Below are 11,697 nucleotides of genomic sequence, written 5' to 3'. Positions count from 1 at the left end.
CTCGTCGCCGGGGACGGCGGTGGCCGGGGCGTCCACCGTGAGCCTGGTCGCGGCCTTGGTCGGGTCCTGCAGCACGCGCAGGGAGTACACGCCGGCGTCGTTCGACGACACGGCGAACAACCGGCCGGCGTCCGGCGTCCAGGCCAGGCCGCCCGGGGCCAGTGTGTCGGAGCCGCTGCTGTGGCCGGTGTTGGGGAACTCGTAGGTGCGGACCGGCTCGTCCACCTGCGGCCTGAAGATGTAGACGTCCGGCTGGTACCAGCCGAAGATGCCCGCCGCGACCGTGCCGTCGGGCGCCACGGCCACCGAGTTCGGGTACGGGTTGGTGGTGTAGCGGCCGTCGCTGGACAGGTCGGAGGTCCGGTAGACCTGCTGGAAGTACGGGGCGCCGCTGGCGGCGAGGATCTGCGTGCCGTCCGGGGTGACGGTGAGGTCCTGCAGGTTCGACGCGTTGTTCGGGCCGAAGCGGTACGCCTTGGACTCGGCGTGCCCGGAGGACACGTCGTAGACCTGGAGCTCGATCGGGCTCTGGTCGGGTGCGCCGGCCGCGAGCGCGTCCGGGTTCCCGGGGGAGGAGGCGACCATCGGGGCGGAGTACCACGAGTGCCCGCCGCCCTGGCCGAGTGTGACCACGGCGCCGTCGGCGGTGACGGTGCCGGCGGAACCCGGCGTTCCGGCAGGGTCGTCGGTGGGCGTGCCGGGATCGAGGTCCAGGGAGCCGAGGTTGCCGTGCATGGCGTCGCCGTACCCGAACCAGATCGTGTCGCGGTTCATGGCCAGGTACCGCGGGGCGGTTCCGGCGCCGATGGGGTAGCGGGCGGTCTCCTTGAGCGTGGCCGTGTCGATCGCGGAGATCGCGTCGCCGTCCGGGACGGCGACGTACAGCGTCGCGGAGTCCGCCGACAGCACGAGCCCGGCCGCGCCCGGCTCCGACTGGATCGTGCCGACCACCGTGCCGTGGTAGTCGGTCACGACGATCTTGCTGTTGGCACTGCTGCTGATGAAGACCCTCTGGTGGAGCCCGTCCACGACCATGTCCGAGTACGAGCTGATGGGCAGAGCGATGTCGCTGTCGGCGGCGGCCGGCGTGGCCGTGACGCCGAGCAGTGATGCGGTGGCGAGCAGGACGGACAGGGCCGTCCCGCCCGCGAGATGACGGGTGCGCAAGCTGGTCCCCCCAGGCGGACGTCCGTCGCCGGAGAACTTCCGGCGACGTGTGGGCGCGCCGCGGGGCGCGGGCGCGGAGAACGGCCCGGCGCGCCTTCGGCGGCGGCAAGGGGCAACGCTATGTCACGCTTCCGGCAGCGATCTTCTTCCCGGACGGTCCACACCGAGGTCTGACCACGGTTTCGCCGGGCCATGGGGAATCCGTGCCCGATTCGATGTCCCGCTCCGTACAACCATTGTGCGGGGTCGGTGATTTCAGCCCTGGGCGACCCGCACGGTGACGGTCCACTCCTGGAGGCCCAGGCAGGCTACCCGGTCCGGGGCGGTGGGCTGGGCGCACAGGGGGCGGGTGGCGGTGAGGCGGGCCGTGCCGGGGGCGGCCGCGCGGTAGGCGGCGATGGCGTCCCCGCGGGGGGCGCCGATGCCGGCGTTGCCGGCGCGCAGGGCGCCGCCCTTGAGGGTGACGGGGGACCAGGGGCGGTCGGCGGTGCCGTCGAGCGTCACGCGGACCGTGGCGCCGGTGCTCACGCACAGGGTGCGGCCGGTGTCGGCGGCGGTCAGGTCGAGCCGGGTGGGGCACGGTTTCACGCCGGTGGCCGGGCCGTCGCCCGGCTGCTGGGCGGTGCCGCCGCAGGCGGTGAGCACGAGCGCGGCGACGGCCGCCGCGGTGAGGAATGCCGGACCGTGCAGTCGGTGCATGGGTGGACCTCCTTTTCTCTGTGACGTGTCCCGGACGCAAAAGGGTCCCGGCCGCCTCGCGGCGACCGGGACCCCACGCGGGGAGGAAAGGGCTCAGCTCGTGGTCAGGGCGGTGTCGTCGACCACGAAACTCGTCTGGAGGGAGGAGTCCTCGGTGCCGGTGAACTTCAGGGTGACGGTGGAGCCGGCGAAGGAGGACAGGTCGAAGCTCTTCTGCGCGTACCCGGTGGCCTTGTTGAGGTTGGAGTACGTGGCCAGGGTGGTGGACCCGGCCGTGACCGTGAGCTTGTCGTAGGCCGAGGTCGTGGTGGTCTCGGCGGTGTCGATGTGCAGCCAGAAGGTGAGGGTGGCCCGGCAGCCGCTCGGGACGGTCACCGACTGGGTGAGCGTGTCGGTGTGGGTGGAGCCGTAGCCGTCCATCCAGGCCTTGTACGAGCCGCCGTGCGCGGCCTCGCCGGAGTCATTGGTGATGACACCGCTGGAGGCGGTCCAGCCGGTGGCGCCCGACTCGAAGCCGGGGTTGGCCAGCAGCTGGCCGGCCGTGCAGGTGCCGCCGCCGGCCGGCGCGATGGTCCAGCCGAAGGAGGCCGAGCCGGAGGCGCCGGTGGAGTCGGAGGCGGTGACGGTGGTCTGGTAGGTGCCGGCGGTGGTCGGGGTGCCGGAGACCAGACCGGTCGAGGCGTTCACGGACAGCCCGGCGGGCAGGCCGCTCGCACTGTAGGTGAGCGCGGCGCCCGCGCTGTCGGTGGCCGAGATCTGCAGGCTGCGGGCGGTGCCGACGGTGCCGGACTGGCTGCCCGGGTTGGTGACGGTGACCGTGTTGCCGCTGCTGGTGCCGTTGGTGAAGGCGGTGACGCCGTTCGGGGTGCCGAGGCCGGTCGGGCCGTCGTAGCCGGTCTTGGCGGTGCACAGGTAGGAGCTGGAGCAGCTGCCGTTGGCGCCGGTGGTCACGTCCCAGAGGTTGGCGGTGTGGGCGTAGGGGTACGACGCCGGGTTGCTGCCCGCGGCCGGGGCGCCGCCCAGCGCGTAGACGCCCGCGATGAGCGGGGAGGAGGCGCTGGTGCCGCCGTAGACCGCCCAGCCGGAGCCGCCGTAGGTGTCGTACACCGCGACGCCGGTGGCGGGGTCGGCCACCGCGGAGACGTCGGCGACGGTGCGCCGGGAGCAGCCGGTGTCGGTCTGCCAGGTCGGCTTGGTGTCGTACGCGGAGCAGCCGGAGCCGGTGCCGTCGCCGCCCGAGGTCGTGCCCCAGACCTTCTCGGTCCAGCCGCGGGTGGTGGAGGACGTGTTCAGCGAGGTGCCGCCGACGGCGGTCACGTAGCGGGAGGCCGCCGGGTACTCGGCGCCGTAGCCCGCGTCGCCCGCGGAGACGGTGATGGCGACGCCCGGGTGGTTGAAGTAGGCGCTGTCGTACGACGGGTCGGCGGACTCCTCGTCGCCGCCGTAGCTGTTGGAGACGAACTTCGCGCCGAGCGCGACGGCCTCGTTCACGGCCGTGCCGAGGTCCTGCATGCTCGCGGAGTTCGCCTCGACGAGCAGGATGTTGCAGCTCGGGCAGGCGGCGCTGACCATGTCGAGGTCGAGGGCTATCTCACCGGCCCAGCCGCTGTCGGGGCTCGGCAGGTTGGTGGTGCTGCCGGTCTGGCCGACCTTCTTGAAGCAGCCGTTGGCGACGGTGCAGGCCGACAGCCCGTACTGGGAGCGGTAGGTGGCAAGGTCGGTGGCGGCGTTGGGGTCGTCGTAGGCGTCGACGATGGCCACGGTGAGGCCGGAACCGCCGGTCGACGGCAGGTTGTAGGCGCTGTGCAGGTTGGCCGGGCCGAGGCCGGACGGGGTGGCCTGCGGCGACAGCGTGTTGTCGCGCTTCATGGCGATGTCGGTGCGGCGCTGGGCGAGGCAGCTGACGTGGCCGGCCGCCGGGGCGGCGCACAGGTGCTGCGTCGGCACGTGGGCGCCTGCCGTACCGGTGGAGTGCACCGTCTGGGCCTGCGGGGACTGCAGGGCCCGGGCGTTCTGGGTGTCGCGGGCCGATGCGGTGTGGGGGGCGGGGGGCGCGGCGGCGTGGGCCGCGGGGCCGGCGGCCAGCAGGCCGCCGACGGCCAGGGCGAGCGCTGGCAGGGCCGCGGCGACCGATCGTCTCAGTCGGTGCGTGGAGAGGTGCACGAGGTGCCTCCGTCGAGTGCCGGGAGTGGGGGTGTCACGGCGCGGTGCGGGTGGCGCGGGTGGCGCGGTTCCTGGGCGGCCGCGGGGTGTGCGGGCATGTGTGCCTGACAGTCATGCGCATGTCATTTCGACACGCGTAGACCACCCCTGTGCTGCGGCTGCGTACGGTGATGACGGGTGACGCGCCGAAGCTATTGCAGGGCCGCCACCGCCGAACAGCACGGGACGAAGATCTTTACCGCCGCTTGAGGGGCGTTTGCCCGGACCGAGACGGGACCCCTCTACCTCCCTCGGTGCGGCCCGATTTCCGTAGGGTTTCCCCTGTACGCCCCGCTGTGGCCGCGCCCGCCTTGACCTTGTCGCAACGTCAAGGTCTCTACTGGCCCCATGCGCATCGGAGAACTCGCCGCCCTCGCCGGGGTCAGCACCCGCACGGTCCGGCACTACCACCGCATCGGACTGCTCCCCGAGCCCGCGCGCCGCGTCAACGGCTACCGCGACTACGGGCTGCGCGACGCCGTCGAGCTCGCCCGCGTCCGCCGCCTGGCCGAACTCGGCCTCGCCCTGGACGAGATCAGGGACGTGCTCGCCGACGACGCCGGCAAGGACCTCGCCGAAGTCCTCGCCGGACTCGACGCCGACCTCGCCCGCCAGGAGGAGGCCATCCGCGGCCGACGCGCCCGCCTGGCGGAACTGCTGCGCCGCGCCGAGAGCGGCGGGCTGCCCGCGGAAGGGCCCGTCTCCCCCGAACTCGCCGCGCTCTTCGCCGACATGGCCCGCGTCACCGCGGACCTGCCCGGACCCGAGCCCGCGATGGCGGCGAAGGAACGCGAACTGCTCGCCCTCCTGGAGACGGCGGCCTCCCCGCAGACCCGGGGCTGGCTGACCGGCCTGGTGCGGTCCATGGACACCGGCCCCGACGCGATGCGCCGCGCGTACGCCGTCTACGCGCTCATGGACGAACTGGCCGGGGCCCCCGTCGACGACCCGAGGGTCGGCGAGACGGCACGGGCCATCGCCGACGCCGTGCCCGACGAGATCGTCGCCGCGCTGGCCGCGACCGGCGAGGACGACGTGGTGGCAGCCGCAGAGCAGGACGGCTTCGTCGCCGCGTTCCTCGACGACCACGCCCCCGCCCAGGCCGAGGCCGTACGGCAGGCGATCCGGCTGCTGCGCGAGCGTGCCCGGTGAGGGCCGTCCGCGGCTGGGCCCTCGGCCTGCTCGTCGCGGCGGAGGCCGTTCTCGCCGCGTGCCTGCTGGCCGGCGTGCCCGTGCCGCCGCCGGTGCTCCGGGGCACGCAGCTGTGCACGGTCGCCGTGGCCGCGTGGCGGCTGCCGCGCCTGGTCCGGGCCCACCGGCAGGCGCGGCGCCGGGGCCTGTCGCGCCCGGCCGCGCTGCGGGCGGCCGTACGGGACGCGGTGCCGGTGCCCGTACGGCGGCTGGTCCGCCACGAACTCGCCCTGGCGGCGAGCCTCATGCGGTGGATCGCACGGCGGCCGCGGCACGGCGTGGGCGAGGGCGACACGGCGGTGCCGTACAGCGGGGCGCAGGCGGCGACGATGTGCGGCTTCCTCTTCGTCTCCGTCGTCGAGACCGTGCTGCTCGCGCTGATCATCCCCTGGCCCGCCGTGCACGCCGTCACCCTCGTCCTCGACCTGTGGGGCTGCTTCTTCGTCCTGGCCCTGCACGCCGCCTGCGTGGTCCGCCCGCACGTCGTCGGGGCGGACGGCTCGCTGCGCGTGCGGTACGGCGCGCTCGTCGACATCCGCGTCCCCGCGGACCGCATAGCGACCGCCCGCGTCGACCGGCGCTTCCCCGACGGACGGCTGGTGACGCTCGCCGGCGACGGCACGGCCGACCTGATCGTCGGGGGCCAGACCACGGTGACCGTCGAGCTCACCGAACCGGTCGCCTTCCTGCGCCCGCTGGGCGCCCCGGCCCGGGCCCGCGTGCTGCGCTTCCACGCCGACGACCCGCGGGCCGCCGTCGCCGCCCTGGGCTGGGCGGGGCGCGGGGCTTCGGGTAACGTGACGTCGCCAGCAGTGGACGGACCGAGGAGGTGAGACCCATTACCGCCACGTCAGGTTGGGTGCTCCCCCCGTACGGCTCCGCTGCCCTCCCGGCATAGGAGACCGCGGGAGCGCCCTTCGGCATCCCGAAAGGCCCTCATGCCCGCATTGCCTCCTTCCGTGCCCCCCGCCCCGGTCGACCCCGAGGCCGTCGTCGCCGCGCTGCGCGCCGCCGGCTGCGTCTTCGCCGAGGACGAGGCGCGCCTGCTCCTCTCCGCCGCCGGCGGCCCCGCCGAACTCGCCGTCATGGTCGAGCGCCGCGCGGCCGGCTTCCCCATAGAACAGGTCGTCGGCTGGGCCGAGTTCCGCGGTCTGCGCATCGCCGTCGACCCCGGTGTCTTCGTACCGCGGCGCCGTACCGAGTTCCTCGCCGGCGAGGCCGCTCGCCTGGCCCGCCCCGGCGCGGTCGTCGTCGACCTGTGCTGCGGGTCCGGCGCGGTGGGCGCCGCGCTGGCCGCCGAGGTGGAACGGCCGCGGCTGCACGCCGCCGACATCGACCCCGCCGCTGTGGCCTGCGCCCGCCGCAACCTCGCCGCCGCGGGCGGCACCGTCCACGAGGGCGACCTGTACGAGCCGCTGCCGGCGCGGCTGCGCGGCCGCGTCGACGTCCTCGTCGCCAACGCCCCGTACGTCCCCACCGACGCGGTGGGGTTGCTCCCCGCCGAGGCCCGCGACCACGAACCGCGCACCGCCCTCGACGGCGGCCCGGACGGCCTCGACATCCTCCGCCGTGTCATCGCCGGCGCCCCCGACTGGCTGGGGCCCGGCGGCCACCTCCTCTTCGAGACCGGGGAGCGGCAGGCCCCGGCGGCGGTCGCCGCCGTCACCGGGGCCGGTCTGCGGGCGCGCGTCGCGGTTTCCGGGGAATGGCACGCCACGGTGATCGTCGGGACCGCCGCCCGGGAATGACAAGGGCCGTCGGAGAAAAGTCCCACGGTGCGACGGGACCAAAGTCCCGTCGGCATGCCACCGAAAGGCCCGGGCGCTGAAAGGCAGAAAGCAATAACGCGGGAAAGCGTGAGAGGGAGAAAGTCCCGGCCCTTGGAGTGGAAAGTCCTGGCGCCCGGAAGGGAAAGTCTCCTGCCCGGGCGGAGGGGAATCCGCGCCCCCTTCCGTCCGGGTTCCGTGCTTCCTCTTTCTGCCGCGCCCGCGCGCCCGCGCATGCGCGCGTAAGGGGGGTGTCCCCGGGCCGGTCCCGGCGCGGGCGCGGGGTGATGGCGAGGGGCCGCCGCCCCGGCATGCGGGTGCCGGGACGGCGGCCCCTCGGCACGTTCGCGCACGTCAGCCCGGGGTCTCACCCCCACATCAGGGCGGCGTTCCCCGGCGCGCGGAGCCCGCGGCGCGCTCGTGCCGTCCAGGACGGGCCACGCAGTGCCACCGAGTGGGCGCGCAGCGCGACATCGGGGCGAAATATGTGACCGGGGCCACGTGGCGCCGGTCACTCAAGGGGCGATTTGTGCGGGTTCGCGTGTGACGTGGCAGATATGGCGCACGCCACAGTCCGGGGTTCTTAGTAGTCGGCGGCCCCCAATTCCCGTCCGGTGACTGGGCGGCGGGACTTTGGACCCTGAGGCGGCTACTAATCGCGGTCGTAATGGGGGGCATTGACCCCCGTCAGGAATTGGGCCAACAATTCATGGCGTACCCCACGGAAAAGGAAAGAAACGAATGCAGATCTCCGCCATGACGAAGTTCGCCTCCGCCGCCAAGGCCAAGAAGATGTCCCTCGGTGTCGTCGCCGCCAGCGCCGCCGTCGTCGCCGGTGGTGTGGCCATGGCCCCCACCGCTTCCGCCGCTCCGACGCACTCCGGCTCCGTCAACTCCTGGATCAACCAGGCGCTGGAGGTCATGCACAAGAACGGCATCCCGGGCACGTACAACGGCATCTACAAGAACCTGATGCGCGAGTCCTCCGGCAACCCCCAGGCGATCAACAACTGGGACAGCAACGCCGCCAAGGGCATCCCGTCGAAGGGCCTCATGCAGGTCATCGACCCGACGTTCAACACGTACCACGTGCCCGGAACCTCGCACAACATCTACGACCCGGTCGCCAACATCACCGCGGCCTGCAACTACGCGGCGCACCGCTACGGCTCGATCGACAACGTCAACTCGGCCTACTGAGGCCGCGCGCGACAGCGCCCACGCAGCGTCCCCGTGAAGAGTGCCCCCGGCAGTGCCACTGCCGGGGGGCGCTCTTTTTTGTGCTTCCGCACCGGGCGCCGGGTCCGTGCTTGACACCGCCGCGGGCCCGGCGCATCATCGTTCCACTAATCAAGTAGTGGAATGGTGGTGCTGGGAACGTGGAGTTCCGCATCGACCGGCGGAGCGGCGTCGCCGCCTACCAGCAGATCGTCCAGCAGACCAAGCAGGCGCTGCGGCTCGGTGTGCTGGTGCCCGGGGACCGGCTGCCGACGGCCAAAGAGGTCGCGGAGAGCAGTGCGGTCAACCCCAACACGACGCTGAAGGCCTATCGCGAGCTGGAGCGGGAGGGGCTCGTCGAGCCCCGGCCGGGTCTGGGGACGTTCGTCCGCCGGTCCCTGGCCCGCCCGCAGGCCGGGCCGGACTCGCCGCTGCGCGGCGAGCTCGACGCGTGGATGCTCCGGGCCCGTGCCGCGGGTCTGGAGCGGGACGACGTGACCGCCCTGGTCACATCGGTACTGGAGCAGCGGTACGCGGAACCCCTGGCGGCCGCCGCGGGCGCGGAAACGCACGGGAACACGGAAAGCGGGAAGCACGGATGAGTGACGGCATGGACCTTCCGGGACCACCGGAGGAGTCGGCGATCGAGGCCTTCGGCGTCGGGAAGAAGTACCGGCGCGGCTGGGCGCTGCAGGACTGCTCCTTCCGGCTGCCGGCCGGCCGGATCTGCGGTCTGGTGGGACCCAACGGAGCGGGCAAGACGACGCTGATGAGCATCGCCGCCAACCTGCTGGAGCCGAGCTCCGGCACGCTGCGGGTGTTCGGCGCGGCCCCTGAGTCGGCCGAGGCCGGCCGCCGGGTCGCCTTCCTCGCCCAGGAGAAGCCGCTGTACCGGCGCTTCACCGTCGCCGAGACGCTGCGCATGGGCCGCGAGCTGAACCCCGGCTGGGACCAGGCCGCCGCCGAGGGCATCGTGCGCGCCGGAAACGTGCCGATGAGCGCCCGGGTCGGCACCCTGTCGGGCGGCCAGCGCACCCGTGTCGCCTTCGCCGTCGCGTTCGGCAAGCGCCCCGACCTGCTGCTGCTCGACGAGCCGCTGTCCGACCTGGACCCGCTGGTACGTCACGAGATGATGAGCCTGCTGATGGCCGAGGTCGCCGAGCACGGCACGACCGTCCTGATGTCCTCGCACATGCTCGCCGAGCTGGGCAGCATCTGCGACTACCTCATGGTCATCGCGGGCGGCGGGCTGCGCCTCGCCGGCGACGTGGACGAACTGCTGTCCGCCCACGCCCTGCTGACCGGTGTCGCCGACGGCGGGCAGGGCCTGCCGGCCGGCCTGGAGCGGCACACCTTCGTCGAGTCCCGCGTCAACGGGCGGCAGTTCACCGCCCTCATACGTCCCGACGGTCCGGTCGGCGCCCCGTGGCAGACCGACACCCCGAACCTGGAGGAACTCCTGCTCGCCTACCTGCGCAACCCCGGGGCGCCCGCGCTGATCAGCCCCACGGCCCGCGTGGCGGTGGCGGCATGAGCACCGTGACCGACCCCAGGACCCCCGTCGCGGCCCCGGCCGCGAAGAGCCCGCGCCGCCCGCACCTGAGCGGCATGACCTGGCTGGTGTGGCGGCAGCACCGCGCCGCGTACTGGACCCTGGTCGCCCTGACCCTGGCCTGCCTGGCCGGTGTCGCGTGGCAGCGGTCCCGGCTGACGGACTACCTCGCGCAGTACGGCTGGCCCCACCTGAAGGGCGACGAGTGGGCCCATGGCTTCAACGCCTACTCCCAGCAACTGACCCAGGCGGGCCTGACACTCAGCTGCGTCCCCGTACTCCTCGCCGTTTTCGTCGGCGCCCCCCTGCTCGCCCCCGACCTGGAGAACGGCACCGCGAAGCTCGTCGCCGCGCAGTCCGTGAGCCGGGTGCGGTGGATCGGCACCAAGCTCGTCATCACCGGGGTCCTCCTGGTCGCCGGCACCGCGCTGATCTCGGCCGCGTACACCTGGTGGTGGGCTCCGGTGAAGAACCAGGCGGGCTGGACCGAGGGCACCTACTTCAACACCACCGGTCCGGTCGCGGTGGCGCTCACCCTCTTCCTCGTCGCCCTGGGCGTCCTCGTCGGCATGCTGGCGCGGCGCACGCTGACGGCGATGGTGGTGACCTTCTTCGTCTCGATCGCCGTGGAGGTCGCCTGGAGCCTGTCCCGGATGAACCTGGGTTCCCCGATCAACGCGACCACCCACCACGCCGCGGGCCTGCCGGGCCAGTCCCCCACGCTGCCGGCGGGCGCGTACGAGATCGACTCCAACTACATCACCGGGTCCGGCAAGCTGATGGGCTGGAGCACCTGCGCCCACGAGGCGAACGAGAAGGCCATCGAGGTCTGCCTGCGCAAGGCGGACGTGGTCGGCTGGTCGACGAAGTACCTGCCCATCTCGCAGCTGTCGTCGATGCAGTGGCTCGGCGCGGGCATCCTGTTCGGCCTCACCGCCGTCGTCGTCGCGGTCGTCGTCGTCCGGGGCCGCAGGCGACTGGTCTGATCCCGCACGGTGTCCCCCGGACCCGGCTCGCGCCCCTCACCAGGGCGGGGTCCGGGTCCGGGGCGCGTCACGGGTCTTTACAGGCAGACCCGCCTCGGCCACCCTTCTCCTCCATGACATCCGCCGCTCCGCAGGTCACCGCAGCCGTCCACGCCACCGCCGGGCGGATCGCCGAACTGCTCCGTTCCGGCGCGGACCCTGCCGTACGCATCCCCGGGGCGCAGTGGACCGTGGGCGAGGCGGCGGCACACCTGATGCTGGCCAACGAGCTGATGGCGGCGCTCGCGGAGGGCCACGAGCGGCCCTACGGCGACGGCACCGCCGGCAGCCTCGCGGCCGCCAACGCGGCCTCGCTCGAGGTGTTCACCGAGCGCGACCCGGCCGTGCTGGCCGAGGGCATCGTGCGGCACGCCGAGGCGTTCGCCGACGCCGCGGCCGTCCGCCCGGCGGACCGGCCCGTCGTCACCCCGCTCGGCCCGATGGACCTGGCCACCCTCGGGTCCTACCTGGTGGCGCACATGCTCGGCCACGGCTGGGACATCGCCGCCGCGCTGCGCCGCCCGCACATGGTCGACGCGGCGGCTGTGGAGGCGACCGTGCCGTTCGTCATGGCCGCGATGCCCCGCGTCCTCAGCGCCGCGGCCGCCGGCCACTCCGCCTGCTACGACCTGCGGGTCCGCGGCGGCTCCCGCTTCGCCGTCACCTTCACCGACGGCGCGGCGCGGGTCACGCCGGAACTCCCGGGCCGCCCCGATGTGACGATCGTCGCCGAGCCCGTGACGTTCCTGCTCATCGCGCTCGGCCGCCGCACCGCCACCGGCGCCATGGCCCGCGGCAAGATCCTCGCCTGGGGGCGCAGGCCGTGGCTCGCGCCGGGCTTCCCGTCGCTGTTCACCGCGCCCTGAGGCGCGGTGCC

The 11,697-nt window shown here is 73.4% G+C and carries 9 protein-coding genes and 2 pseudogenes; 8 read left to right on the top strand and 3 right to left on the bottom strand.

What is annotated here, in order from left to right; genetic code table 11:
• The 3 genes and pseudogenes from ACIP9H_RS26065 to ACIP9H_RS26055 all read right to left on the bottom strand — a co-directional run.
• Positions 1–1,167 (bottom strand): annotated as a pseudogene (locus tag ACIP9H_RS26065) (Ig-like domain repeat protein); the annotation flags it as partial.
• Between the two features lie 255 nt (positions 1,168–1,422).
• Positions 1,423–1,866 (bottom strand): hypothetical protein, encoded by a 444-nt coding sequence (locus tag ACIP9H_RS26060; RefSeq protein WP_401588667.1) that lies wholly within the window; start codon positions 1,864–1,866, stop codon positions 1,423–1,425.
• Positions 1,867–1,959: 93 nt separating this feature from the next.
• Positions 1,960–4,029: a putative Ig domain-containing protein gene (locus ACIP9H_RS26055; protein ID WP_401588670.1), complete on the bottom strand. Its 2,070-nt coding sequence runs from the start codon at positions 4,027–4,029 to the stop codon at positions 1,960–1,962.
• Between the two features lie 387 nt (positions 4,030–4,416).
• Between ACIP9H_RS26055 and ACIP9H_RS26050 the strand changes: the two genes are divergently transcribed.
• The 8 genes and pseudogenes from ACIP9H_RS26050 (at position 4,417) to ACIP9H_RS26015 (ending at position 11,686) form a co-directional block, all read left to right on the top strand.
• Positions 4,417–5,220 (top strand): MerR family transcriptional regulator, encoded by an 804-nt coding sequence (locus tag ACIP9H_RS26050; protein WP_401588673.1) that lies wholly within the window; start codon positions 4,417–4,419, stop codon positions 5,218–5,220.
• A complete protein-coding gene (locus tag ACIP9H_RS26045; protein WP_401588676.1) occupies positions 5,217–6,092 on the top strand; it encodes a hypothetical protein in 876 nt (291 codons plus the stop codon). Before ACIP9H_RS26050 ends, ACIP9H_RS26045 begins: the two co-directional genes overlap by 4 nt.
• 105 nt (positions 6,093–6,197) lie before the next feature.
• Positions 6,198–7,007, top strand: a complete 810-nt coding sequence (locus ACIP9H_RS26040; RefSeq protein WP_401588678.1) for a putative protein N(5)-glutamine methyltransferase — start codon at positions 6,198–6,200, stop codon at positions 7,005–7,007.
• 915 nt (positions 7,008–7,922) lie between these two features.
• Positions 7,923–8,225: pseudogene (locus ACIP9H_RS26035) on the top strand (transglycosylase SLT domain-containing protein); the annotation flags it as partial.
• Positions 8,226–8,404: 179 nt separating this feature from the next.
• Positions 8,405–8,845, top strand: coding sequence for a GntR family transcriptional regulator (locus ACIP9H_RS26030; protein WP_401588681.1), 441 nt, complete (start codon positions 8,405–8,407; stop codon positions 8,843–8,845).
• Entirely contained in the window at positions 8,842–9,777 is a 936-nt protein-coding gene (locus tag ACIP9H_RS26025; RefSeq protein ID WP_401588684.1) for an ATP-binding cassette domain-containing protein, read from the top strand. Before ACIP9H_RS26030 ends, ACIP9H_RS26025 begins: the two co-directional genes overlap by 4 nt.
• Positions 9,774–10,781 carry an ABC transporter permease gene (locus ACIP9H_RS26020; RefSeq protein ID WP_401588686.1) on the top strand — a complete coding sequence of 336 codons (1,008 nt, stop codon included), beginning with the start codon at positions 9,774–9,776 and terminating at the stop codon, positions 10,779–10,781. Before ACIP9H_RS26025 ends, ACIP9H_RS26020 begins: the two co-directional genes overlap by 4 nt.
• A gap of 113 nt (positions 10,782–10,894) precedes the next feature.
• The gene (locus tag ACIP9H_RS26015) at positions 10,895–11,686 is read left to right on the top strand and encodes a maleylpyruvate isomerase family mycothiol-dependent enzyme (protein ID WP_401588689.1); all 792 of its coding nucleotides are present in this window, start codon (positions 10,895–10,897) and stop codon (positions 11,684–11,686) included.
• Positions 11,687–11,697 lie beyond the last annotated feature (11 nt).

It is taken from the genome of Streptomyces sp. NPDC088732 (assembly GCF_044751205.1).
Taxonomy (GTDB): domain Bacteria; phylum Actinomycetota; class Actinomycetes; order Streptomycetales; family Streptomycetaceae; genus Actinacidiphila.
This window is presented reverse-complemented; position numbering and strand designations above follow the sequence as displayed.

What these genes read in the sequence shown, in the direction of transcription:
- ACIP9H_RS26060 (WP_401588667.1), bottom strand. Translation starts at nt 1,866, where the DNA reads ATGCACCGACTGCACGGTCCGGCATTCCTCACCGCGGCGGCCGTCGCC.
- ACIP9H_RS26050 (WP_401588673.1), top strand. Translation starts at nt 4,417, where the DNA reads ATGCGCATCGGAGAACTCGCCGCCCTCGCCGGGGTCAGCACCCGCACG.
- ACIP9H_RS26040 (WP_401588678.1), top strand. Translation starts at nt 6,198, where the DNA reads ATGCCCGCATTGCCTCCTTCCGTGCCCCCCGCCCCGGTCGACCCCGAG.
- ACIP9H_RS26025 (WP_401588684.1), top strand. Translation starts at nt 8,842, where the DNA reads ATGAGTGACGGCATGGACCTTCCGGGACCACCGGAGGAGTCGGCGATC.
- ACIP9H_RS26020 (WP_401588686.1), top strand. Translation starts at nt 9,774, where the DNA reads ATGAGCACCGTGACCGACCCCAGGACCCCCGTCGCGGCCCCGGCCGCG.
- ACIP9H_RS26015 (WP_401588689.1), top strand. Translation starts at nt 10,895, where the DNA reads ATGACATCCGCCGCTCCGCAGGTCACCGCAGCCGTCCACGCCACCGCC.